Consider the following 21,713-nt stretch of genomic DNA (forward strand, 5'->3'; position numbering starts at 1 on the left):
CGGCTCCAGCCTTGCCCACTGTGCATCCGTCAGATCTCCACGCGCCACACCATGATCATCACCGATCAAGATCCACTTTCGCAACAGACCCTAGTTCCGCCTAGGACTTGTCCGGCCGATCATGTGACTGCTCCGCTCCCGAGTCGTTGTTGTGGACATGGGGGGGCGATCTGAGTGATGCCGAGTGGGAACGGCTGCGGCCGTTCCTGCCGGTCAGCAATCGGCGTTGTGGCCGGTGGCCTGATCACCGGCAGGTGATCGATGGGATTCTGCACCGGGTTCGGACCGGAGTTCAGTGGCGTGACCTGCCCGAACGCTTCGGCCCGTGGAAGACCGTCTACGAACGCCACCGCCTGTGGTCCGCCGACGGGACCTGGGAGCGACTGCTCCAGGTCCAGGCCGCAGCCGACGCGGCAGGTGAGATCGACGGGGACATCTCGCTCGACTCCACCATCGTCCGCGCGCATCAGCACGCGGCCGGCGCCCGTACCGATCCGCCACCGGCCCCTGCCTCAAAGGGGGCCGAACCAGCGGAACACCGGGATGAAACGCCCTGGCAGAGCCTCCTCGCCCGCCTGGTGAGGTGGTGCTGGCGGTGAGGGCCTCGCGCGGCGGGTTCACCACCAAGCTCCATCTGAGCACGGACGGCCGCTGCCGCTGTTCCTGATCGTCACCGCGGGCCAGCAGGCCGAGTGCACGCAGTTCAAGCCCGTTCTGGAGAAGATTCGTGGCCCGATCCGCGGGATCTCCCGCAGCAGTTCGCGGATCCGGCCTAGGTCGCCGCGGTACCGGTCGAGGACGAGTTCCGCTCCGGCGCCCAGCGCGGTGGCTGTGCTCTCGTCGTAGCGGCGGTAGTGGGCGCGGCCGAGTGCGTCCACCCAGTCCTGCCAGGAGGAGTCCGTCATCGCCCGCGGTGTCCGCATCCCGGCTCCGAACAGCTCGCGGGCGGCGGCCGCCGCGATGTCGGCCTTGATGCGTACGGAGAAGAGCACGCAGAGGGTGAGCAGTTGGTAGAGGGGCGCCGGTGTGTTCCGCAGCTTGATGCCGGCTTCCTCGGCAGGGGTCCGCCCGTACGTGTCCATCAGCCTTCGTATGGTCGCGTGTCGTGGCTGTGTCATGGCGTCGGGCTCGCTTCGTCACGGGTCAGTGCGGTGAGCAGGCTGCGGGCCCTTCGGAGGGAGTGGGGCCGGGGAGGGTCTCGCCAGGGGTCTTCCTTGAGCAGGTCGTCGACGGTGGAGAGGGTCCAGCGGCGGGAGGTGAGGTCTGGATCGTCGAGATCGCGCCAGACCAGTGGGGCCGCGACGGGGGCGCCGGGGCGGGCGCGGACGGCGTAGGGGGCGACGGCGGTCTGGGCGTAGGCGTTGCGCCCGATGTCGAGGTAGAGGCGGCCGCGGCGGGCCTTCTTCCTGGGCTCGGTGGTGAACTGGTCAGGGTGGCGGCTGGCCAGGACGTCGGCGACACCGCGCGCGAAGGCGCGTACGTCGTCGAAAGGCGTGCGTCCGTCGCACACCCGCAGAGAGCGGCGGGTGCCATTGCGCCAGGAGAATCGCGGGGACGACGGTGTCGATGAGGCGTTCTTCGCCGATCAGCTCACCGTGCCGTGTCGAATGAGCCGGGCGTGGGCTGCTTGGCGGACCCGGTAGCGGGCAGGCGCGCGGATACCAGGCCACCGGGACCGGCCGCGTGGCCGATCGAGTCTCGGGAGACGCATCGTGACTACCGCACGCGAGATCATGACGCCGGACGCCACCTGCATCGGTGCCGACGACAGCATCCTCGACGCGGCGAAGAAGATGACCGACCTCGGGGTGGGTGCGCTGCCGATCTGTGGCAGCGATCAACTCCTGAAGGGCATGCTTACCGACCGCGACATCGTCGTGAAGGTCCTCGGCGCCGGAAAGGACCCCGCCACCTGCACGGCCGGTGAGCTCGCCCAGGGCGAGGCGGTCACCATCGGCGCCGACGACGACGCCGCCGAGATCCTGCGGACCATGACCGAGCACAAGGTTCGCCGCCTGCCCGTGATCGACGGCCACACCCTCGTCGGCGTCGTAGCCCAGGCCGACGTCGCCCGCTCTCTGCCCGATCCGCAGGTCGGCCAACTCCTCGAAGCCCTCTCCAGCTGACACTCACCCCCGGGCGGCTCGTGAAGAGCTCTGGCCGCCCGGGCGAGCGGCAGGCCGAGGCCTGCGACGGAGGCGAGGGCATGCCCGACACCGGCCACGAGGGGCACAGCCGACGTCCCAGTGGGATCAGACACGCGGCCGCCGTCATCGGCGTCGCCCTCCAGGGCGCCTCCCGCGGAGGCGAAGCGCACTGATCCTGCGGCGCCGGCCGCGAGGTGCAGCAATACGCATACGTGACCCAGGAGGCGTGATGAAAGCCGTGACCTGGCAGGGCCGCCGCAAGATTGAGGTGGCAACCGTTCCGGACCCGCAGATCGCCGATCCCATTGACGCCGTGATCCGAGTGACGACGACGGGCCTGTGCGGATCGGACCTGCATCTGTACGAGGTGCTCGGGCCCTTCTTGGACGCGGGGGACATCCTGGGACACGAGCCGATGGGAGTCGTCGCCGAGGTCGGGCCAGAGGTCCGGGAACTGAAGGTCGGCGACCGGGTCGTCGTGCCGTTCAACGTGGCCTGCGGGACCTGCTTCATGTGCGAGCGGGGACTGCACTCGCAGTGCGAGACGACCCAGGTCCACGAGCACGGCAGCGGCGCGAGCCTGCTCGGATACACCAAGCTCTACGGGCAGGTGCCCGGCGGGCAGGCCGAATACCTGCGCGTCCCCTTCGCCGACACGCTCCCGATCCGTGTTCCCGAAGGGCCGCCGGACGAACGGTTCGTGTACCTGTCGGACGTCCTGCCGACCGCCTGGCAGGCCGTCGTCTACGCCGACATCCCGCCCGGCGGCAGCGTCGCCGTCCTGGGCCTCGGGCCCATCGGCGACATGTGCACCCGCATCGCCGCCCACCGAGGGGTCGGCAAGGTGATCGGCATCGACTTGGTCCCCGAACGGCTCGCCCGCGCCGCAGGCCACGGCGTCCAGGTCTACGACCTGTCCCACTACGGAGACCAGCTCGTAGACGCGGTCCGCAGTGCCACCGGCGGCCGAGGCCCGGACGCCGTGATCGACGCCGTCGGTATGGAGGCCCACGGCAGTGTCGGCGCCACGGCCGTACAGACCGTGACCGGCCTGCTCCCGGACGCCGTGGCCTCCGCACTGATGAAGAAAGCCGGGGTCGACCGCCTGGGCGCCCTGAAGCTGGCCATAGAGCTCGTACGGCGCGGCGGCACCATTTCCCTGGCCGGCGTCTACGGCGGCGCCGCCGATCCGCTCCCGCTGCTCACGATGTTCGACAAGCAGATCCAGCTGCGCATGGGACAGGCCAACGTCCGCCGGTGGGTCGACGACTTGATGCCCTTGCTGACCGACGGCGATCCTCTCGGCGTCGAAGGCTTCGCCACCCACCACCTGCCACTGGACGACGCTCCGCAGGCGTACGCGGACTTCCAGGCGAAGCGGGACAACATGGTGAAGGTCCTCTTCCGTCCCTGACGGCTGAACCGGTCGGGGCGCGTCAACGCCCGTTGCCCTGTTGCGCTGGCTGGAGGTGATGCGGAGGACGCATACATCGTCCCGGCGTTCGCCTGGGGCTGCGAGGGCGGTCACCAGGTCTCCGAGGCTGGGGTCAGTCGGGGGTGTGGCGGTGACCGCGCGGACGAGGCGGGTGAGGCTGTCTCCGAGATCCTCTCCGGGCCTTATGGCCGGTACTGCCTGAGGACGCGGGGCGGCGTTTCCGCGCCTTTGGGATGGGCAGGCGGGCAGGTATGGATCAGTCGAGGACGCCCGTTTTGGACGCGCTGGCCGCCTACCACGAGTCCGGTCAGACGCCGTTCACTCCGCCGGGACACAAGCAGGGACGCGGGGCTGACCCCCGGGTGCGCGCCGTGCTGGGCGACGCCGTCTTCCGTTCGGACGTTCTGGCCACCAGTGGTCTGGACGACCGTACCTCTTCCGAGGGGGTCGTCGAGGAGGCACAGGCGCTCATGGCCGAGGCCGTCGGCGCCGAGCACGCCTTCTTCTCCACCTGCGGCAGCTCGCTGTCCGTGAAGTCCGCCATGCTTTCGGTAGCCGGGCCGCACGAGGAGCTGGTGGTGGGACGGGACGCCCACAAGTCGGTGGTCTCGGGGCTGGTCCTGTCCGGCATCCGCCCCATCTGGGTCGACGTGCGGTGGGACGCCGAACGCCACCTGGCCCACCCGCCGTCGGCCGAGGCGTTCGAGGAGGCGCTGGCCGGGCACCCCGACGCTCGCGGTGCGCTGGTCACCACCCCCACCCCCTACGGGACCTGCTCGGACCTGGCCGCCATCGCCGAGGTCTGCCATCGCCGCGGCGTTCCCCTCATCGTCGACGAGGCGTGGGGCGCCCACCTGCCCTTCCACCCCGATCTGCCGACCTGGGCGATGGACGCCGGCGCCGATGTGTGCGTCACCTCGGTGCACAAGATGGGTTCCGGTCTCGAACAGAGCTCGGTCTTCCACCTCCAAGGCGACCTGGTGGCTCCCGAAGTGCTCAAGGGCCGTGAGGACCTGCTGGGCACCACCAGCCCCTCCGTGCTCGTGTACGCGGCTCTCGATGGTTGGCGGCGCCAGATGGTCGAGCACGGCAAAGCCCTCTACGACGACGCGCTCGCCCTCGCAGGCCAGGCCCGCGATCGGATCTCCCGCATCGACGGCCTGCACGTCCACGACCGCACTGACTTCTGCGGCCCCGGCAAGGCCACCGACCTGGACCCGCTCCAGATCATCATCGACATCAGTGCCTGCCAGGTCACCGGCTACCGGGCCGCCGACTGGCTGCGCCGGCACCACTGCATCAACCTTCACGTCTCCGACCACCGCCGCATCAGTGCCCAGCTCACCCACGCCGATGACGACCACACCGCCGGCATTCTGCTCACCGCCCTCACCGACTTCGCAGCCCACGTCCCCCGACTGCGCACCGGACAGCCCGTGCACGTCCCCTCGCCCGCCGAACTCCGCCTGGAGCAGGCGCTACTGCCGCGGGACGCGTTCTTCGGACGCACCGAACAAACCCCGTGGGAGCAGGCCGAAGGACGCATCGCCGCAGAAATGCTCACTCCCTACCCGCCTGGCATCCCCGCCGCGCTACCCGGCGAACGCCTGACCGCAGACGTCCTGCGCTACCTCCGCACCGGAGTCGAGGCCGGCATGGTCGTCCCCGATGCCGTCGACACCAACGTGACGAGCATCAGGGTGCTGCGCGAGGAGGGCTGAATCGGCCAGCCCGGGATCAGGGCCGGACGGGGCCGGACGAACGGCCCCGGACGAACGGCCCCGGGCCGCACGCACTCGGAAGGAGACGGCCATGTTCCCGGCCCTCGCACCCCGGCCGGCGTCCTCAGCCCCCGACAGGTTGGCCAAGTGCCGGTTGCTGCTGGTGCGGCACGCGAAGGCGCAGGACGCGGCAGACCTGGCAGCTCGCGGTCCCCGCCCTGAAGGGTTCACCGCCCGCAGTGTGCGACGAGCGGCTCTACAGCGCGGCGCCGAGCATGCTGGCTGCCGTACTGGCGGAACGGGGACCGGGCCTCTGCTCCTTGGTCCTGGTCGGCCACAACTCAGGTATCCACGAGCTGGCCGTCGGCCTGTGCGGGAGGGCCCTCCGGACCTGCTGGAGCGGGTGAGGGCGGGTTTCCCGACCTCGGGCGTGGTGGTGATGGATTTGCTCGGCGGCTGGGAGCGGTTGTCCCCGGGCAGCGGGAGCCTGGCTGCCTTCCGGTCACCGGCCGACTGACCCCACCGGTCGGTTCGTCCGTCCACCGGCAGGTCCTCGCCTCCGGGGCGTCGTCGGATGATCGGTAGAGCCTGCCCTACCCCAGGGCGGCGTTCTCGTTGTTCAGCAGGTCCAGCAGTAGCGCTCGGTGGAGGGCGGCGACCGGCTCGAGCAGATCGGGGTGGCGCAGCAAGGGCGCGGCCTCGTGTTCGTGGTCGCCGGGGCGGGTGAGACGGGCAGTATCACCGGCCTGGCCGCGCTCGACGAGGCGGTGGGCCTCGACGGCGAGGGCGGGGGCGGCGAGGAGGCAGGCGGCCCAGCTGACGACGGCTTCGTCCACCCACGTCCGCCAGCCGGCGTCGGCGTCGCCGCCGTCATCGGCGCCGGTCAGCCAGTCCAGCCGGGCGCTTCCGCCCGGGCCGAGGAGAGCCAGCAGCTCAGCGTCCAGCGGGGTCGGGTAGCGCAGGGCGGCGGCCAGGGTGACGGCCTGCCGGGCCTGGGCCTCGGCCAGGGCCTGGCTGAACGCGCCCGCGGAGGGCGGGAAGGCGGTGAGCAGCCAGCGTGTGCCGGCGGCTATGACGGGTGCGAGATCGGCGGACACAGGGGGTTCCTCGGGGGGCGTGCTCGCCTGGGCCCGGGCCGGGTCCGCGAGCTGCGGCGCGAAGCTGCGCCGCTCCGCTCGTGGCCGACCAGCGTAGCCGCAAGCGACGGGCGTGCGGCATGACGCACGTCACCGTCCGCCCGGAGCGGCGGGCCCGGAAGCGCACATGCGGGCCCGCCGCCCAGAGTGGGAATTCAGGACTTGCCGCGGCCGGTCACGAAGTCGCGTGCCCGGTCCACCAGACCGGCGCCCGGTGCGAGGAGCTTGCTGGCCGTGGGGCTGCTCGGTGCGGCAGGGTGCGGGCGGGTGGGCGCCATGGCCTTGGCGCGGCGGATCTTGTCACCGAGATCGTCCAGCTGCTGCGGGGTGCAGGCTCTCTTCAGCATCGGGAACAGGTTGCTCTCCTCGTCCTGGACGTGGGCGGCGACCTCCTCCATGAGCTGCTGCAGGAGCGGGCTCATCTGTGCGTCGTCGGTACTCATCTTCTCCAGCTGCTTGAGCATCTTCTCGACGCGGCCGTGGTCCTCGATCTCCTTGTCCGCCATCCGCCCGCCGCCCTCGACGTGCTCGCGTACGGCCGGGTAGAGGTACTGCTCCTCGGCGACCGAGTGCCGCACCAGCTCGATGGTGATCTCGTCGATGAGATCGCGAAGCTCCTGCCCGGTGCCGGTCATGGCCTGGATGCGGCTGAACATCCCCTCCACCTCGCGGTGGTCGGCCATCAGCTCGTCGATCACGTTCCCGCCGTGTCCCATGTCGCCTCCATGCGTTTCGGGTCGGGCCTGTCCGGCCCGATCCGATCGGTTCCCCGCCGGACGTGCGGGCGCCCGGTCGCACGGGGCGTCTCACCCGCTTGGAGGAGACAGCCGTCTCGGGCCGGGCCGCTGTGCGGGGGCGGGGGGCGGTCTACTGCCGCCCACTTCTGCTGGTCAGCAGCCGCCCGAGCGTCCAGGTCGTGATCAGCCGGTCCGCGCCCAGGCCGATCCGTGCCGCACGTGCGTAGCCGGAGCTCTGCCAGTGCAGCTGTTCCGGGGCGTGGGCGTCGGTGTCCACGGCGAACCGGCAGCCCGCGGCAGCGGCCTGCGCGAGCAGGTCGTCCGGCGGGTCGCGCCGCTCGGGCCGGCAGTTGATCTCCACCGCGGTACCGGCCTCCGCGCACGCGGCGAACACGGCCTCGGCATCGAAGCGGGACTGCGGGCGCCCCCGCCCCTTGATGATCCGTCCCGTGCAGTGCCCCAGGACGTCGACGTGCGGGTTGCGCACCGCGGCCAGCAGGCGGGCGGTCATCGGCTCGGGTTCCGAGCGGAGCTTCGAGTGCACGGACGCCACGACGACGTCGAGACGGCCGAGCAGATCTTCGTCCTGGTCGAGCGAGCCGTCCTCGAGGATGTCGCACTCGATTCCGGTGAGCAGCCGGAATGCTGGGCCCATCCTGGAATTCAGGTCGGCCACGGCCTTCAGCTGGCTTTTGAGGCGGTCCGGGCCCAGTCCGTGGGCGATCGTCAGCCGCGGCGAGTGATCGGTCAGAACGGCCCACTGGTGGCCCAGGGCGCGGGCCGCGTCGGCCATGTCCTCGAGCGGGCTGCCGCCGTCCGACCAGTCGGAGTGCAGGTGGCAGTCCGCGGTGCTCGCAGCCGCCAGGTCCCAGCCGGCTCCGGCGGCCGGGTCGGCTTCGGCCTCCAGGCGGGCGAGGTAGCTCGGTACCGCTCCGGTCGATGCCTGGGCGATCACCTCGGCGGTGACCGGGCCCACCCCGCGCAGCTGTCTGGCCTGGGCAGCGTCCACCGGGCCCGGTGACAGGTCGCGGACGGCCTCGGCTGCCGTGTGGAAGGCCCGCACCCGGTACGGGGACGCCCCGCGCCATTCGAGGAGGAAGGCGATCCGACGCAGAGCTTCGTCCGGGGTCACGGCAGCGGTGTTCCGCCGGTGGCGTTGACGATCTCGCCGGTGATGTAGGAGGCCCGGTCGGAGGCGAGGAAGACGTACGCGGGAGCCATTTCCGCCGGCTGTGCGGGCCGGCCCAGCGGTGACTGCTCGCCGAACTTCGTCGGGTCGGGCATCGTCGCGGGGATCAAGGGGGTCCAGACCGGTCCGGGGGCGACGGCGTTGGCCCGGATTCCCCGCTCGGCCAGCATCTGGGCCAGGCTGTGGGTGAAGGAGATGATCGCGGACTTGGTCATGGCGTAGTCAAGGAGGTGCGGGCTGGGCTGATAGCCCTGCACCGAGGCGGTGTTGATCACCGAGCCGCCGCGCGGCATGTGGGCCAGCGCCGCCTTGGTGAGCCAGAACATCCCGTACAGATTGGTCTTCATCACCCGGTCGAACTGCTCGGTGCTGATCGCCTCGATCCCGTCCGGCTGGGCCATCTGGTAGGCGGCGTTATTGACGAGCAAGTCGATGCTGCCCAGCTCGCCCACTGCCCGGTCGACGAGGGCGGTGCACTCGTCCTCGTGCCGGATGTCGCAGGCGACGGCCACCGCTGTGCGGCCAGCCTCGCGGATCAGTCGGGCGGTCTCTTCGGCTTCGTCCACTTCCTCGGGCAGGTGGGTGAAGACGACATCGGCTCCCTCACGTGCGAAGGCCAGGCAGACGGCCCGGCCGATCCCGGAGTCCCCTCCGGTGACCAGCGCCCTGCGGCCCTGCAGCAGGCCGTGGCCTTCGTAGTCGGCCTCGCCGTGGTCAGGGCGGGGAAGCATCGCCTCGGTCGAGCCGGGATGGTCCTGATCCTGCTCGGGAAACGGGGGCTGCGGGTGCAGCCCCACCGGATCGATGAGGCGGGCTTGCTCGTGGGAGGGCATCACGGTCTCCTTCCAACAAGGTCAGAGGCGGGGTATCAGGTAGAGGGCGGGTAGGCGGCGGCCTTGACGCGGAGCGCCAGGTGCGCGGTGTTCGCGGCCAGGGTCCGGGTCGCCGCCGTCTTCTCGAGGGCGTTGTCGAGGTCCTGGTAGTCGGTGCCCTGCATGGCTTCGCCGACCCAGTAGGTGACGGCGTTCGGGCCAGGGAGAAACCGACGTACAGCCCCGGGAAGAGGTCGGCGCTGACCTTGGGCGCGCCGTCCTCGTTGCCCACGACGCATACGGCCGCGGCCTTGCCGTAGGTGAGCATGCGGCCCTCGTCGTCGCTCTCGCCGAGTTCGGCGTCGAGCCGTTCCAGGACGCGCTGCGCAATGCTGGAGGGGTGGCCGAGCCAAATCGGCGTGGACAGGATCAGGATGTCGCAGCCCATGATCGTGTCGCGGATCTCCGGCCAGGCTTCCCCCATGTCGATCTCGACGCCCGGCTTGACGTCGTGGTCGGCGATACGGATCACCTTCCCGGTGACGCCGTGATCGGCCAGGGCGGCCATGGTCTGCTCGGCCAGCAACTGCGAGCTGGGCCGCTTGGGAAAGGGCGAGAGCGTGCAGACCAGCGCGACAGCGCGCAGCGGCGTGCTTTCGGTAGTGGTCTCCATGTGGTCCGGCTACCCGGATCGTCACCGCGTATCCCGCTCTCTGTGTGGCGAGACCGGTCTGTCTCCAGGCGGCGCTTGCTGAGCCAGGCGACCATCTCGGGGTCGTGGTGGTCGAAGAACAGCGTGGCGCCGGTGTCGAGTGCAGCGATCCGGGCCATTTGGTCGTCGGTGAGCTCGAAGTCGAAGGCGTCGAAGTTCTGCGCCATCCGGCCGGGGTTGACCGACTTCGGGATCGTGACGATGCCGCGCTGGATGAGCCAGCGAAGCACGACCTGGGCCGCGGACTTGTCGTGTGCCCTGCCGATCTCGTTGAGAACGGGTTGGGTGCACAGGTTGTTCTTGCCTTCGGCGAAGCCGCCCCAGGACTGGTGCTGGACGCCGTGCTCGCGCATGAGGTTGTGGTCTGCGGTGCGCTGAAAGAAGGGGTGGGTCTCGATCTGGTTGACTGCCGGGGTGACCTCGTTGTTGAGGATCAGGTCCAGGAGCCGGTCAGGGTAGAAGTTGGCGACGCCGATCGCCTTGGCCAGACCCTCGAGGCTGACGGCTTCCATGGCGCGCCACTGGCCGTAGACGTCGCCGTAGGGCTGGTGCATCAGGTACAGGTCGATGTGGTCCAGGCCCAGGTTCTTCAGCGACGTCTCGAAGGCGCGACGGGTGTTGTCCTGGGCGGGGGCGTCCTGGACCCACAGCTTGGTGGTGACGAACAGTTCTCCGCGCGGGGATGCCGCTGGTCTTGATGGCGCGGCCGACTGCTTCCTCGTTGCCGTAGGCGGCCGCGGTGTCGAGCAGCCGGTAGCCGGCGGCGAGGGCGTCGGACACGGCTTGTTCGGTCTGCTCCGCCGGGATCTGGTAGACGCCGAAGCCGAGGACCGGCATCTTGACGCCGTTGTTGAGGGTGACGCTCTGCATGGGGTGTCTTCCTTGTCGCTCGGGTGTTCGGGGTTCTCGGGGCGGCCGTACGGTCAGGGGCCGCCGGGGGCGGGGGAGTGCCGGTCAGCGTTCGAGCATCTGGGCCTGGGCTTCGGTGTGGGTGTCGCCTGCGGCGGGGGGCAAGCTGCTGAGCTGGTCGATCTGTTCGACAGTCAGTTCGACGCCGTCGGCGGCGGTGTTCTCCTCGACCCTGGCCACGCGCTTGGTGCCGGGGATGGGCGCGATGTCGTCGCCCTGAACGAGCAGCCAGGCGAGCGCGACCTGCGCGGGCGTGGCGCCGGCCTTGGCGGCCACGGCCTGGACCTCGTCGGCCTCTGTAGGCAGGGCGGGCCGTTCGGGGGTATCAGCAGGACCCCCCATCGCACTGCCGACCAGGTCAGCGCGGTGTGACACTGAAGCCATGGCATCCGAGGGCACCCCCACCAACCGGACGAGCAACAGCGAGGGCGCGGAACTCGGCCTCTTCCTGCGCGCCCGCCACACCCAGACCAGCCCCCAGAAGGCCGGTCTCACCGTCGGCACCGGGCTGCGCCGCACCCCCGGGCTACGCCGCGAGGCGCTGGCCACCCTCGCCGGGATCAGCATCGACTACTATGTGCGCCTGGAACGCGGCAAGGAGACACGCCCCAGCCTCCGTCCTCGACGCCCGCGCCCGCGCCCTGCACCTGGACGACCAGGAACACCAGCACCTGCGCGAACTGGCCGCCCGCGTCGCCCGCTACGCGCCCGAGCCACCGCCGACGCCCAGCCGTACCGTGCGCCCCCACCTCAAGCTGCTGCTGGAACACCTGCGCCCGAACCCTGCCTACATCGTCAGCCGCAGCATGGACCTGTTGGCCATCGCTGTGCGCACGAGTGACCAGCCGGCCTCGACGGGGTTCAGGCCGGGTGCATATGGCGGGAGGCGGATCGTGGTGAGCCAGTCGTGTTCGGCCTCGTACTGCTTCATCCCTGCAGCCAAGTGGGTGTTGAGGTTGTCCCAGACCACCACGATCGGGCCGCCGAGCTGGATGTGCGCGCGGACCAGGAGGTCGTGGTAGTCCTTCCAGGAGAAGCTCTTGCGTGCGCCCTTGAGGAGGAGATGGGCACGGGGCCGGTGGATGAGACCGCTGTTCTCGCCGGGTTTGTAGCAGCACAGGGCCGCCACCGAGGTCCGCCTGCGGGAGCGGCCACGGACGCGGATGACGGGGGTGTGTCCGCGCCGGCCCAAGGTGCGGGCGGGGGGCGGCGTCATGGAGAATCCGGCCTCGTCCTCGAAGATGATCCAGCCCCCGTAGTCCGCCGCGAGGCTTTTTCCCCCACCCTCCGGATACCTCATACCACCGGCATACCGCAGGGATCATGAACCCTCACCACCCGACGACAACCCGAAATCCTCAGCAACCGCCCAGCGCACGAAGTTGGAGCACTGCCGGACTGCGCGGTCGCGCTCATCTGATGCAACTCGACGAGGGCGTGAGGCTTCTGCGCGAGGCCGGGTATCACGAGCAGGCCGAGCTCGTGGAGCGCAAGATTGTGGGTCGCAACGTCATCCCCGGGCGCTGGACGTTCCAGATCATCGAGGCATACAACGCCACCTGCTACCAGCCCCTTCGCGGACCTTGAGCGTGAGATCGTCAACGATCTTGCGGGTGGACGCGACCACCTCCACGAAGCCGGCCTGACGCAGGCCCGCCGGAGCAGCCGCCCCGAGTCCATCGGCGGGCCTGCCGCGGGATAAGGGACGGACGCGGCCGGGCGGTGCAGGCGGATGCGGCGCCGGGCGGCGTTGGGTCCCCGCAGCAGAACGGAGGCGTGCCCCGAGGCTCCATCCCCGAGCGTGGGCGTCAGTACGAGCACACTACGGAGTCCGCGAGCACCGCGGAATTGCGGAAGCCGCGCGAAGCGAGGCGCTCCTGCTTTCTGACGTGACCTCAAGGATTCCTTCGTGCTGTTCCTGACCCGGCCGGGTCAGGAGGACGGCGGGTAGGGGGCGGCCTTCAGCCGGCGGGCGAGATGGGCGGAGTTGACGGCAAGGGCCGCCGTGGTGGCGGTGGTCTTCTCGGGGGTCTTGTCGAGGTCCTGGTAGTCGGTGCCCTGCATGGCTTCGCCGACCCAGTAGGTGACGGCGCCCGGGGCGAGGGAGAAGCCGACGTCGTTGAGGCCCTGGAAGAGGTCGGCGCTCACCTTGTGGGCGCCGTCCTCGTTGCCGACCACGCAGACCGCGGCCACCTTGCCGTACGTGAGCATGCGGCCCTCGTCGTCGGTCTCGGAGATCTCCGCGTCCAGGCGTTCCAGGACCCGCTGGGCGATGCTGGACGGGTGTCCGAGCCAGATCGGCGTGGCCAGGACCAGGATGTCGCAGCCCAGGATCGTGTCTCGGATCTTCGGCCAGGCATCACCGTCGCCCATATCGGTCTTTACACCGGGCTTCACGTCGTGATCCGCGATCCGGATGGTCTTCCCGGTGACGCCGTGCTCGGCGAGGGCGGCCATCGTCTGTTGGGCCAGCAGCTGGGAGCTGGACGCTGCGGGGGAGGGGGAAAGGGTGCAGACCAGGGCGACGGCACGGAGCGGAGTGTTCGATGTGGTGTCCATGAGCTCCGGCTACCCCTACGCCAGACCTGTATCCCGCGTTTCGGCGGGTTATCGGCCGCACGGGGAATTCACCCTCGGCATGCAGGTGCTTTCATGGATTCGCGGGTGTGAGAGATGAACGTGGGGGCACACGTCTGCCCGGAGGTTGATAATCATGATTCCCCTGCTTCTCGTTCTTCTGCTGATCCTGGTTCTCTTCGGTGCGGGCTTCGCGGTGAAGATCCTCTGGTGGATCGCAATCGCCGTACTGGTGCTCTGGCTGATCGGCTTCGTCGCCCGCCCCAAGAGCGGTAGCGGACGCTGGTACCGCTGGTAGGGAAACGGGTGCCGGCCTAGTTCACGTAGCGCGTGGCGTTGGCGCACCCCCGGTCGGGGGCGCGCCCAACGCCACGCTCCCGTGCCGATGGCCGCGGCGAACGCGTCGCGGGTCCGCAGTTCCGGCCACGCGGGGGCGCTGTCGCGGCCCCCGGCCTGGCCGCGCCGGAGAAAACGGAGGGTGGCGGGCGGCTACCACTCGGGATGGACATCGTGGCTGTCGTAGCGACGACCGTCGGCGGTCGTCCATGGCCTGAACCTGCCGGGACCACTGGTCACCCGCGCATAAACCACGGCCTCGCCCGTGTCGTCCGTGACGATCACGGCCCCGGCCGCCTGAGCACGCCGCAGCGCGTGCGTCCAATGAGGGCCATGCCGGCCGGTGACATAGTCGGGAACTTTGGACTGCGCCATCAGTCCCCCCTTTACTGCACCCTCGGAGGCACCTCGCGCTGGCTGCACGACTTAACCTGCTACCCACCTATTGCCGACATATGCCACCCATGGCGTAGTCGGGCCGCCGCAACCTGATGGCATCAGGCAGAGCCGGGTCGCGGGTCCTCACGACGGAACGGGCGTGACAGCCGTCAGCGGCTGGCAGACGCCCCGTACCCACCGTCTCTGGTTCGGGTCACACCTCGCAGTTCGAGTCTGCGGCGTCAGCGTGACCCGATCTGCGGTCCCGCCCCTGGCGGCCCCTGTGAGCGAAGTGCCTGACCGGTCCCGGCGGGCTGTGGCGGGGGCAGTTCTCGCTGCGCGCGTACATGATCACGGCGGCGGACGTGCTGTTCGTCCACGTCAACGACAACCACGTACGCGCCGCCGAGCGTACGGGCGGTCTCCGGCTGCACGGACTGGCGTACTGCTGGCGGCGCACACGCGGTCGCTGAGTGGGCACCCGCGCTAGCCTTCGACGCCGGTGGCGGTGTGCGCGGCGCCCACGGGCTTGGACTCGGGAGAGCCGCGCTGGCGGAGGTAGACGGAGAGGATGGCCATGGCGGCCACCGCCAGGAGCTCCGACTGCCAGTTCTGCAGGGTCCGGTTCCAGAAGTCCGCCGAGACCAGGTACGCGGCCCAGCTGACGGGCTCGGAAAGATCCCGTAGCTGCTCGGCGTTGTAGGCGGCGGTGCCGGCGACGGACTGGGCCAGCCAGGACAGCAGGAACAGCAGCGCCATCACCATGCCGAGCGAGCGCGAGTACGCCACCTGGCGCCAGCCTCCGGTCCCGGCCCAGCGGGGCGAGTCCGCGCGGGCGTGCTCGCCCATGCGCTGCTCACGTTCGCTCTCAGGGCCGGCTTTGTGCAGCTCCTTCGACTCGGGGGAGCCGCGCTGGAGCAGCCATACGGTGCCGAAGATGTAGAGGAAGAACTGCAGGAACTCCGACTGCCAGTTCTCGGTGACGTCGACCGCGAAGTCGGACGAGGTCAGATATTCCGGGAAGGAGACCTGCTCCAGACCGGCCGTGACGAGCTGCTGGTTGAACTCCGCCCGCCCCGCGACGGCCTGGCAGGCCAGGACGACCAGGAAGGCGCCGCCGAAGGCCAGGGTGAGGCTGTTGTCCCGCCAGAACCTGCGCGCGCCGGTCCGCTGTGTGCTCGTGGTCATCGTTGCAGCAGCCCGATCGTGGTGAAGTAGCCCAGCCCGACAAGGATGACGACCAGGCATCCGATGAACAGTCCGCGCATCCTCAGCTCCCCTTGACCTGGCAGTCGTACGGCTGATCGGCGCGCGCTGTGCAGCCGGCCGCGACGACCTTCCAGCCACTGCCGAACTGGGACAGGAACAGCGTGTCCCCCCTCAGCCGTACCATCGCCTGCCGCCCGTACACCTCCGCCACCGCCTTCCCGCGGGCCGCGGGCAGTGCCTCCTCGGCCAGAGCGCGGCCGCATTCCTCCTCCTGGGCCACCTCCTGGCGGGTCTGCGGTGCCAGAAGCGCGCAGGCCTGCCCGTACCGGGACGCGCCCAACGCGGTCTCGAAGGCCCGCGCCGCGGACTCGGCCCTCTCCTCGCGGGGTCCCGGCCCCCCGCACCCGCAGACGGCCAGCACTGCCACGGCCGCCGCCAGGGCCTGTCCCCACCCGCGTCCGCGCGACGGCCTGACGACCCGGCATGGCGTCAAAGTGATCATTTCGATGCCGCGCTGGGGACCTTCAGCGGGTCGCGGGGAGCCTGCTGCTTGGCCTCTTCGAGCTGCGCGCCCAGGTCGAGGAGGCGGTTGCGTCCCATGGCCTTGCGCACGTCGGGGAACCAGTCCGTCTCCTCCTCCTCGAAGTGGTGGCGTACCTGCTCCATCAGCACGCTCATCTTGGCCTTGAACCGCTCGTCCGCCGGATCCATGCCCTTGAGCTCGGAGAGCATCCAGATCACCGTGTGATGTTCCTCGATGCTCTCCAGGACGTGGTCCTCGGTGTCCGGCGCGGCCTCGCGGGCGGCAGGGTAGAAGTACTGCTCCTCGATCCAGGCATGGACGGTGAGCTCCTCGATCACCTCGTCCGCGATCCGGCGGCGCTCCGCGGCATCCTCGTCACCGGTCTTCTCGAACTGCTTGAAGAGCTCCTCGACGGTCTTGTGGTCTTCCCTCAGCAGCACAATGGCGTCCAACAGCGTCTCCTCCGGTACAGCGGCAAGCGGCGATGGCCAGCCGGCCGACGGCGGGCCCGGCTGAGGGCCTTCCCCCTCCGGCGGGCTACGTCTCGTACTGCGGCGGCGCGTCACTCTTCCCGGCTACCCACGCCCCTCCACCGAGGGGTCGGGCCGCCGGGGCGGGGCAGGCCACTGCGATGGCGGCTCCGGCTGCCACATCGCTGGGTAGCGGGCTCCGACGTGGACCCGATCGAGGGCGACCGCGGCCGTCAAGACCGCGCACGCAGAACCGGCCGCGGGCCAGACGGCCGCGACGGAGACGGTGAAGGCGACGGCGGCAACCGTGTGCCCTGAGGGAAAGGAAGAGGTGTCCGGCGGTTCGCCGATCCGGTCGTGCGGCACAAGCTGCTTCGGAGGGCGCCGCCGGTCCCACAGATGCTTCGCCGCGCCGCCGATGGCCTGGCCCGTCCACATCCCCGCCAGGCCCGCCACCGCGGCACGCCGCCCACGGGGGCCGCCCGCCCCGGCCATCAGTACGGCGGCCGCCAGCCACAGCTTGGTGTGCTCCGCCGCCTCCTCGACCACGGGCAGCACCTTCTGCGCCCCGCTCCTTCCCCACGAGGACACCACACGCGTGAGGAAACGATCGAGGCCGAGAAGTCGCCGCGCGGTTGCCTGTTTGGTCTGGCACGGGTCGGCTGTGATCGCGGCCGGGACGTCGGCTCATGCCGTGCGCCTGTCCCTTGCGATCCTCTGTATACGGCGCCCCGTGTGTCCCACCCGCAATGCCGCGGTCTGCACGCGAAACCGGAGTTCAGGCGGCCACCATCACGCCGCGGGCGTGGCGGACCAGATATACGCCCTCTCCGCCCCCGCTTCCGGTTCGAACCCTGCTCTTCATGGCCGCGGCCGAAGGCTGGGCCAAGCTCCCTGCTGATCCGGATTGACTGGGACGCCGCGCGATGATCCACCGATAGCCAGCCCCGCGGTCAAAGCCACTGGGCAGCGGCTTTGATCGCTTGTGGGTGGGGGCGGTCAGGTGTGGAGGTGGCTGTTGGTGCCGTCGTGGTGGTCGGCGGCGTCGTCGGCGAACCAGTAGTCGCCTGCGGCGAGGTAGCGGAAGGCGTGGGTGCTGTGGGCGGGGAGGGCGACGGTGGCTGCGCGCGTGCCGTCGCCGCGGGAGGCGAGGGGGTAGGCCGCGGGGTTCCAGTGGTTGAAGTCTCCGACCACGCTGCCGGCTTCGGGCGGGGTGTCCTCGGGCAGGACGAACGTGACCTGGGTGCGGTTCTTCAACTGCTTGCGTTCGAGCAAGGGAGGGACTCCAGCCGGAAGGAAGGGGTGACGGATTCCCGCATCTTTGTGCTGGCGGCTGACGGCTGGCGACGGGTGCTGTACACGCCCGCAGGGCATGGGGCTCTCACTCGGTCGGTCGCCGCTCGGCCGGTCGCCGGTCGCCGGACATCGGCCGATGCCGGCCGGTGTTGTGCCGCCTGCCGCCAGCCGCCAGCCCTACGGTGGCCGGGACCGGCGAGAGGAGACGGCGCGTGCGCGACGACGGCAGCAACGACAGCAAGGACATCGACGTCGACGTCGAGATCCACGCCAGTACGACGGTGGTGCGGCCGCACGGTGAGATGGACATCGGCCGCGCCGAGGACTTCCGCCAGGTACTCCTCGCGGCCCTGTCCGTCGAACAGCTCCCTCACGATGTCGTGGTCGATCTGCAGTACCTGTCCTTCTGTGACTCCTCGGGCCTCAACGCCCTCCTGGCCGCGCGCGCCGTCGTCGCCGAAAGCGGCCAGAACTTCTACCTCGCCGCGCCCAGGGAGCAGTTCATGCGCCTGTTGGAGATCACCGGCGCCGTGCGGGCAGGCGGGCAACTCGGTCAGCAACTCCCACGTCAGGGAGCTGGTGACACGCTCCAACCGCTTCGGCCAACGCCGCCGCGCCTCGTCGGCACTCGTGGCTGTGCAGCGTTTTCGTGCGTCCCAGCAGTCCCCGGCGTGGACGTGGACCGGCAGCCGGTCCGCGCCGATTCCGTGCTCGATCAGCCACGCGGGCGGGGCGGGCAGCGGAAGCCGGCGCGCGGCGTGGGCCTCGGCCTCCTCCGCGGCGCTCAGCGCCCGTTCGGCCCGGCCGAGTTCGCCGCGCAGGTAGGTGAACAGCGTCCGCAGCCGAGGCAGGGCGAGTGGCTCGCCCGGTCAGCGGTAGCTGGTGTGGCTGAGCGCCGCGGTTGGTTCTGGCCGCGCTTGGGTGATGACTACGGGGGTGAGCACTCGGATCCGGTTGTCGAGAACGGCCCGCTGCGGGATCGAGGTGACGCCCCATATCCGGCCCCAGACCGTGGCACTGCTTCCCTTGGCCGACGTGGCGGCTGTACGCATCGTCCGGCTTATCCAGACCGGGTGTGATGCCGCAGCGCTACGGCCTCGATGACCTCGCGGACGGCCTCGCCGCCGTACTGGATCTCGGGAGACGTTGATGGATCAGTCGTGCGGCGATTCGCTGGCAGACGAGCGACGACCCCCGATGGAGGCGACCAGGGCATCTGCCACGATCGCCGCATCCGCCTCTGCAACATCCGCCGGGTACTCCGGCAGTAGATCGTCCCAGACGGGCATCCATGACCCAGCTGGGTCTGTCCCTCGGGCCGGGCGAAGAACCAGATGTGCAGGTGTGCGCCCCCATCCCCGATGCGGTAGACGTGGGCTCGCGAAATGTGTGGCAGGGCCTGCACGTGGCGGACGACGTGAGTGGACAGAACCCCCAGCTCGGCTGCCAGCTCATCGCGTAGGTCAGCCATGTCATAGTGGTCACGAGGATGCAGCATGAGCACCAGCGGCACACCAACTCCAGTGATCCGGGTAAGCCGCCAACTGTCGTTGAGCCAGATCCCCTCGTCTCGGTGACGGCACGACTCGCAGCTCGACGGGTCCTCGCTGTGTCGCGGGGGCTCGGGCAGAACCGGGGGGCGCAGCGGCGCGACGCGCAACCCGTCTGGTTCGAACGGGCTGATATCCCACCCTGTCATGCGCGCGAGCGGGAGCCGACGCTCACCATCCGCAGCGGCGAGCGCGTGGTCGTAAAACTCGTCAGGTCGCAGAGCCATGTCTCGAAGTCTTTCGGGACTTACGCCCACTGAGGGCCGGGGTCGCCCCCAGGTCAACATCGCGCCCAGTCCACGCCGAGCCCGCCGAGCCCGGCGAGCCCGGCGAGCGCGGCGAGCGCGGCGAGCTGCGCCCGGTCGAGCGGGTCACGGCGGGCCTTGGTGTTCTCGATCCAGATCCCGGTGCGGTGCTCGGCCCCCTCGGGGAGGACCTGGACGACGGCCCGCCCCGGCAGGGTCAAACGAACGGTGCAGCTGGAGTGGTTGGGGCTACTGGCGGGCTATGGAGAGTCGGCCGTCGAAGGTGATGCCGAAGGCGTTCAGGGCGGTCTTCCAGCGCGTGTGGAAGGACGCAACCCCGGTGAGCGCAGCCCTGACCAAGCTCTCCATGGGGAGATGGCGGCAGCCATGTCCTCGTCCGGCCCAATGCCGTTGGCGGAAGTGGATCACGTCGTTGGGCTGAACGAGTGAACGCCGCACGCGGCACGCAGGTGGCAGCCCGCCGCCCCGCTGTCCGGACTGCATACCGCCACTCCGCCCTTGGTTACCTCACACCAACCGAATTCGAACAACAACTACCACATCACATACGCTGTCACTCATCGCATGAAACCCGGTGTCCACTTCCGAGGATCCACCTCAAGGAAGGGAAGACACTACAATGTGGCCACCACACCGACTTCCCGGCACTGTTCCTGCGCTGCGGTGAGCAGCTTGCCGACATCGCCGGCGATCCCGGCAGCGCAGAGGACGACGTCCAGAAAAGGCTTCGACGGCTGCAGCTCAGTCACGCGGGCACTCCCCCCATCGGCAACTGCTGTGGTGAAGCTCTGGCAGTGTACGACGTCGGTCCCACGCGGCCATGTCGGCGACCAGGTCGCGGACCTCGGGGCGGCCCAGGTCCTGGGCGGTGCACGTCCTGGGCGATCCGGGAAGCTTGGTAGCCCTCGGTGACGCGCGCTGACTGTCAGCCGTCGCACTCACCGGTGCGCCGGGCGGGCACGCGGCCTACCGGCAGGCCGTCGGAGCTCAACCAGCAACCCAGGCAAACTGCGGCAGGCCGCATGGACGGCAAGGCGTGGCGGCCGTTCCCGCATCACCTCACCTCACCTCACCTCGCTGCCGGATGCCGGATGCCGGGCACGGGAAAGGGCCCGGACTCGTCGAGTCCGGGCCCCTTCTCGTTCGTGGCCGGTCAGGCGAACGGGCCGCCGACGCCGTAGTACATGCCCAGCTGCTCGCGGTAGCCCGCGTCGCCGAGGCGCTTGTCCCCGTGGAACTCCGGGGAGTCCTTGATCTGCTCCTTCGTGCGGTCCGCGTAGATCGTCCGCTGATCCGGGTCGATCGAGATCACGGTGCCGGCCGGCAGGAGCACCTCCTTGCCGAAGATCCATACACCGGTGTCCACGACCAGGTAGGCGTCACCGACCTCGTCGGAGTGCTTGTCGACCTTGCCGATGCTGCCGTCGACCGCCTCGACCTTGTAGCCGGTGAGGTCGGTACCGGCCAGGTGGCCCGACGTCGACTTGTAACTCCACACATGCTCAGTCACGCGAAACAACTCCTCCGGTGAACTCAAGGACGGCGAGGGAAGTTTCTCCGTCCTTTCTCTTTCCGTACGTCATGCGCGGCGGAATTCTCATCTCCGGCCGAACTCCACTGCAACCGCTACCACCGGTACCAGCGGCCGCTGCCGGCCTTGGGGCGGGCGACGAAGCCGAGCAGCCAGACGAACAGAACGGCGATCGCGACCCACCAGAGAATCTTCACTGCGAAACCCAGACCGAAGAGGACCAGGACCAGTAGAAGAACGAGTATCAGGGGAACCATGGCTATCAACCTCCTGAACTGCGTATGCCCCGAATTCCCCGTTCTGCACGGACCAATTTCCTTCAACTACGCTACGTGAAAAGGCCGATGGTCTCATTACGGCAAGTCGGCCGCGATCTTCGCGGCGTCCGCCTTGTGAGGTGGCCGTCAGCCCTCACGGCCCGGCAGGAGCTCCTTGGCCTTCGCCACGGCGAAGCCCCAGCCCTGGGCCACGGTCGGCTTGCCGGGCACGGCCACTTCATCCGGGTTGGTGAGGACGTCCAGCAGGACCGTTCCCGGCGTCTCGTAGGCCCGGCGTACGCCCTCGTGGAGATCTGCCGGGTCGGTGACCCGGATGCCGGTCAGGCCGAGGGCCGTGGCGACCGCGGCGAAGTCGGGATTGTCGAGTTCCGTGCCGAACTCGGGCAGACCGGCCTGCTCCTGTTCCAGCGGTGCTCGCGGGCGGGATCGGCCAGCCGCTCCTGCTGGACGCCCAGTTCCTCGAGGGCGTCGACGATGACGTAGGCGACGGTGCGTGCCACA

General features: G+C 69.7%; 22 protein-coding genes and 12 pseudogenes. 10 read left to right on the forward strand and 24 right to left on the reverse strand.

From position 1 onward, the window contains the following. Positions 1-149: 149 nt before the first annotated feature. Positions 150-488 (forward strand): annotated as a pseudogene (locus AB0M76_RS37170) (IS5 family transposase); the annotation flags it as partial. 240 nt (positions 489-728) lie between these two features. Here AB0M76_RS37170 and AB0M76_RS37175 read toward each other — a convergent pair. Both AB0M76_RS37175 and AB0M76_RS37180 read right to left on the reverse strand, forming a co-directional pair. Beyond that, positions 729-1,118, reverse strand: a pseudogene (locus AB0M76_RS37175) (endonuclease); the annotation flags it as partial. Next, entirely contained in the window at positions 1,115-1,510 is a 396-nt protein-coding gene (locus tag AB0M76_RS37180; RefSeq protein WP_365957163.1) for a hypothetical protein, read from the reverse strand. The gene AB0M76_RS37180 and the pseudogene AB0M76_RS37175, both read right to left, overlap by 4 nt. A 202-nt stretch (positions 1,511-1,712) precedes the next feature. Between AB0M76_RS37180 and AB0M76_RS37185 the strand changes: the two genes are divergently transcribed. The 3 genes from AB0M76_RS37185 (at position 1,713) to AB0M76_RS37195 (ending at position 5,303) form a co-directional block, all read left to right on the forward strand. Next, complete coding sequence (locus tag AB0M76_RS37185) at positions 1,713-2,126, forward strand: CBS domain-containing protein (protein WP_365957164.1); 414 nt, start codon at positions 1,713-1,715, stop codon at positions 2,124-2,126. A gap of 250 nt (positions 2,127-2,376) precedes the next feature. After that, positions 2,377-3,561, forward strand: coding sequence for a zinc-dependent alcohol dehydrogenase (locus AB0M76_RS37190; protein ID WP_365957165.1), 1,185 nt, complete (start codon positions 2,377-2,379; stop codon positions 3,559-3,561). Between the two features lie 272 nt (positions 3,562-3,833). Then, complete coding sequence (locus tag AB0M76_RS37195; RefSeq protein WP_365957166.1) at positions 3,834-5,303, forward strand: ornithine decarboxylase; 1,470 nt, start codon at positions 3,834-3,836, stop codon at positions 5,301-5,303. A 593-nt stretch (positions 5,304-5,896) separates the two neighbouring features. On the opposite strand, the gene AB0M76_RS37200 is transcribed toward AB0M76_RS37195, so the two are convergent. From AB0M76_RS37200 to AB0M76_RS37230, 7 genes and pseudogenes are all read right to left on the reverse strand, one after another. Further along, complete coding sequence (locus AB0M76_RS37200) at positions 5,897-6,400, reverse strand: hypothetical protein (protein WP_365957167.1); 504 nt, start codon at positions 6,398-6,400, stop codon at positions 5,897-5,899. 194 nt (positions 6,401-6,594) lie between these two features. Next, positions 6,595-7,155, reverse strand: coding sequence for a hemerythrin domain-containing protein (locus AB0M76_RS37205; protein WP_365957168.1), 561 nt, complete (start codon positions 7,153-7,155; stop codon positions 6,595-6,597). A gap of 151 nt (positions 7,156-7,306) precedes the next feature. Further along, positions 7,307-8,308, reverse strand: a complete 1,002-nt coding sequence (locus AB0M76_RS37210) for a PHP domain-containing protein (protein ID WP_365957169.1) — start codon at positions 8,306-8,308, stop codon at positions 7,307-7,309. After that, complete coding sequence (locus tag AB0M76_RS37215; RefSeq protein ID WP_365957170.1) at positions 8,305-9,198, reverse strand: glucose 1-dehydrogenase; 894 nt, start codon at positions 9,196-9,198, stop codon at positions 8,305-8,307. The genes AB0M76_RS37210 and AB0M76_RS37215 overlap by 4 nt, the downstream gene beginning before the upstream one ends. 35 nt (positions 9,199-9,233) lie before the next feature. Then, positions 9,234-9,850, reverse strand: a pseudogene (locus tag AB0M76_RS37220) (NAD(P)H-dependent oxidoreductase). 62 nt (positions 9,851-9,912) lie between these two features. Continuing rightward, positions 9,913-10,759: pseudogene (locus tag AB0M76_RS37225) on the reverse strand (aldo/keto reductase); the annotation flags it as partial. Between the two features lie 84 nt (positions 10,760-10,843). Beyond that, a pseudogene (locus AB0M76_RS37230) lies at positions 10,844-11,092 on the reverse strand (aldo/keto reductase); the annotation flags it as partial. An 88-nt stretch (positions 11,093-11,180) separates the two neighbouring features. On the opposite strand from AB0M76_RS37230, the pseudogene AB0M76_RS37235 reads away from it, so the two are divergent. Then, a pseudogene (locus tag AB0M76_RS37235) lies at positions 11,181-11,619 on the forward strand (helix-turn-helix domain-containing protein); the annotation flags it as partial. An 8-nt stretch (positions 11,620-11,627) separates the two neighbouring features. Here the strand turns inward: AB0M76_RS37235 and AB0M76_RS37240 are convergent. Beyond that, positions 11,628-12,014: pseudogene (locus tag AB0M76_RS37240) on the reverse strand (transposase); the annotation flags it as partial. A 182-nt stretch (positions 12,015-12,196) separates the two neighbouring features. On the opposite strand from AB0M76_RS37240, the pseudogene AB0M76_RS37245 reads away from it, so the two are divergent. Continuing rightward, positions 12,197-12,500, forward strand: a pseudogene (locus AB0M76_RS37245) (hypothetical protein). Positions 12,501-12,730: 230 nt separating this feature from the next. Here AB0M76_RS37245 and AB0M76_RS37250 read toward each other — a convergent pair. Beyond that, entirely contained in the window at positions 12,731-13,357 is a 627-nt protein-coding gene (locus AB0M76_RS37250) for an NAD(P)H-dependent oxidoreductase (RefSeq protein WP_365957171.1), read from the reverse strand. A gap of 154 nt (positions 13,358-13,511) precedes the next feature. Between AB0M76_RS37250 and AB0M76_RS37255 the strand changes: the two genes are divergently transcribed. Beyond that, the gene (locus AB0M76_RS37255; RefSeq protein ID WP_365957172.1) at positions 13,512-13,673 is read left to right on the forward strand and encodes a hydrophobic protein; all 162 of its coding nucleotides are present in this window, start codon (positions 13,512-13,514) and stop codon (positions 13,671-13,673) included. Between the two features lie 191 nt (positions 13,674-13,864). On the opposite strand, the gene AB0M76_RS37260 is transcribed toward AB0M76_RS37255, so the two are convergent. Continuing rightward, on the reverse strand, positions 13,865-14,086 hold the full coding sequence (locus AB0M76_RS37260) for a hypothetical protein (protein WP_365957173.1): 222 nt from the start codon (positions 14,084-14,086) through the stop codon (positions 13,865-13,867). Positions 14,087-14,436: 350 nt separating this feature from the next. Between AB0M76_RS37260 and AB0M76_RS37265 the strand changes: the two genes are divergently transcribed. Beyond that, positions 14,437-14,562 (forward strand): hypothetical protein, encoded by a 126-nt coding sequence (locus tag AB0M76_RS37265; RefSeq protein ID WP_365957174.1) that lies wholly within the window; start codon positions 14,437-14,439, stop codon positions 14,560-14,562. A 13-nt stretch (positions 14,563-14,575) separates the two neighbouring features. Here AB0M76_RS37265 and AB0M76_RS37270 read toward each other — a convergent pair whose 3' ends face one another. The 5 genes from AB0M76_RS37270 to AB0M76_RS37290 form a co-directional block, all read right to left on the reverse strand. Further along, on the reverse strand, positions 14,576-15,277 hold the full coding sequence (locus AB0M76_RS37270; RefSeq protein ID WP_365957175.1) for a DUF6766 family protein: 702 nt from the start codon (positions 15,275-15,277) through the stop codon (positions 14,576-14,578). A gap of 82 nt (positions 15,278-15,359) precedes the next feature. Next, the gene (locus AB0M76_RS37275) at positions 15,360-15,725 is read right to left on the reverse strand and encodes a hypothetical protein (protein ID WP_365957176.1); all 366 of its coding nucleotides are present in this window, start codon (positions 15,723-15,725) and stop codon (positions 15,360-15,362) included. Positions 15,726-15,796: 71 nt separating this feature from the next. Then, on the reverse strand, positions 15,797-16,273 hold the full coding sequence (locus tag AB0M76_RS37280; protein WP_365957177.1) for a hemerythrin domain-containing protein: 477 nt from the start codon (positions 16,271-16,273) through the stop codon (positions 15,797-15,799). 123 nt (positions 16,274-16,396) lie between these two features. Then, a complete protein-coding gene (locus AB0M76_RS37285; protein WP_365957178.1) occupies positions 16,397-16,849 on the reverse strand; it encodes a phosphatase PAP2 family protein in 453 nt (150 codons plus the stop codon). A gap of 441 nt (positions 16,850-17,290) precedes the next feature. Beyond that, the gene (locus AB0M76_RS37290) at positions 17,291-17,566 is read right to left on the reverse strand and encodes an isoamylase early set domain-containing protein (RefSeq protein ID WP_365957179.1); all 276 of its coding nucleotides are present in this window, start codon (positions 17,564-17,566) and stop codon (positions 17,291-17,293) included. A 233-nt stretch (positions 17,567-17,799) separates the two neighbouring features. Between AB0M76_RS37290 and AB0M76_RS37295 the strand changes: the two are divergent. Beyond that, positions 17,800-18,105: pseudogene (locus AB0M76_RS37295) on the forward strand (STAS domain-containing protein); the annotation flags it as partial. 141 nt (positions 18,106-18,246) lie between these two features. Here the strand turns inward: AB0M76_RS37295 and AB0M76_RS37300 are convergent. After that, a pseudogene (locus AB0M76_RS37300) lies at positions 18,247-18,438 on the reverse strand (hypothetical protein); the annotation flags it as partial. Positions 18,439-18,878: 440 nt separating this feature from the next. Here AB0M76_RS37300 and AB0M76_RS37305 point away from each other — a divergent pair. After that, positions 18,879-19,049, forward strand: a complete 171-nt coding sequence (locus AB0M76_RS37305; RefSeq protein WP_365957180.1) for a hypothetical protein — start codon at positions 18,879-18,881, stop codon at positions 19,047-19,049. Positions 19,050-19,417: 368 nt separating this feature from the next. On the opposite strand, the gene AB0M76_RS37310 is transcribed toward AB0M76_RS37305, so the two are convergent. The 6 genes and pseudogenes from AB0M76_RS37310 to AB0M76_RS37335 form a co-directional block, all read right to left on the reverse strand. Beyond that, complete coding sequence (locus AB0M76_RS37310; RefSeq protein ID WP_365957181.1) at positions 19,418-19,603, reverse strand: hypothetical protein; 186 nt, start codon at positions 19,601-19,603, stop codon at positions 19,418-19,420. A 417-nt stretch (positions 19,604-20,020) separates the two neighbouring features. Continuing rightward, positions 20,021-20,152 (reverse strand): annotated as a pseudogene (locus AB0M76_RS37315) (flavoprotein); the annotation flags it as partial. A 404-nt stretch (positions 20,153-20,556) separates the two neighbouring features. After that, entirely contained in the window at positions 20,557-20,913 is a 357-nt protein-coding gene (locus AB0M76_RS37320) for a PRC-barrel domain-containing protein (RefSeq protein ID WP_365957182.1), read from the reverse strand. A gap of 116 nt (positions 20,914-21,029) precedes the next feature. Then, on the reverse strand, positions 21,030-21,191 hold the full coding sequence (locus AB0M76_RS37325) for a hydrophobic protein (protein ID WP_365957183.1): 162 nt from the start codon (positions 21,189-21,191) through the stop codon (positions 21,030-21,032). Between the two features lie 147 nt (positions 21,192-21,338). Beyond that, positions 21,339-21,620, reverse strand: a pseudogene (locus AB0M76_RS37330) (thiamine pyrophosphate-dependent enzyme); the annotation flags it as partial. Continuing rightward, positions 21,533-21,712 (reverse strand): hypothetical protein, encoded by a 180-nt coding sequence (locus tag AB0M76_RS37335; protein WP_365957228.1) that lies wholly within the window; start codon positions 21,710-21,712, stop codon positions 21,533-21,535. The gene AB0M76_RS37335 and the pseudogene AB0M76_RS37330, both read right to left, overlap by 88 nt. Between the last annotated feature and the right edge of the window lies 1 nt (position 21,713).

Source organism: Streptomyces sp. NPDC051364, from assembly GCF_040682115.1.
Lineage (GTDB): Bacteria > Actinomycetota > Actinomycetes > Streptomycetales > Streptomycetaceae > Streptomyces.

What these genes read in the sequence shown, in the direction of transcription:
- AB0M76_RS37190 (WP_365957165.1), top strand. Translation starts at nt 2,377, where the DNA reads ATGAAAGCCGTGACCTGGCAGGGCCGCCGCAAGATTGAGGTGGCAACC.
- AB0M76_RS37195 (WP_365957166.1), top strand. Translation starts at nt 3,834, where the DNA reads ATGGATCAGTCGAGGACGCCCGTTTTGGACGCGCTGGCCGCCTACCAC.
- AB0M76_RS37205 (WP_365957168.1), bottom strand. Translation starts at nt 7,155, where the DNA reads ATGGGACACGGCGGGAACGTGATCGACGAGCTGATGGCCGACCACCGC.
- AB0M76_RS37215 (WP_365957170.1), bottom strand. Translation starts at nt 9,198, where the DNA reads ATGCCCTCCCACGAGCAAGCCCGCCTCATCGATCCGGTGGGGCTGCAC.
- AB0M76_RS37250 (WP_365957171.1), bottom strand. Translation starts at nt 13,357, where the DNA reads ATGGACACCACATCGAACACTCCGCTCCGTGCCGTCGCCCTGGTCTGC.
- AB0M76_RS37255 (WP_365957172.1), top strand. Translation starts at nt 13,512, where the DNA reads ATGATTCCCCTGCTTCTCGTTCTTCTGCTGATCCTGGTTCTCTTCGGT.
- AB0M76_RS37260 (WP_365957173.1), bottom strand. Translation starts at nt 14,086, where the DNA reads ATGGCGCAGTCCAAAGTTCCCGACTATGTCACCGGCCGGCATGGCCCT.
- AB0M76_RS37265 (WP_365957174.1), top strand. Translation starts at nt 14,437, where the DNA reads ATGATCACGGCGGCGGACGTGCTGTTCGTCCACGTCAACGACAACCAC.
- AB0M76_RS37270 (WP_365957175.1), bottom strand. Translation starts at nt 15,277, where the DNA reads ATGACCACGAGCACACAGCGGACCGGCGCGCGCAGGTTCTGGCGGGAC.
- AB0M76_RS37305 (WP_365957180.1), top strand. Translation starts at nt 18,879, where the DNA reads ATGACCCAGCTGGGTCTGTCCCTCGGGCCGGGCGAAGAACCAGATGTG.
- AB0M76_RS37325 (WP_365957183.1), bottom strand. Translation starts at nt 21,191, where the DNA reads ATGGTTCCCCTGATACTCGTTCTTCTACTGGTCCTGGTCCTCTTCGGT.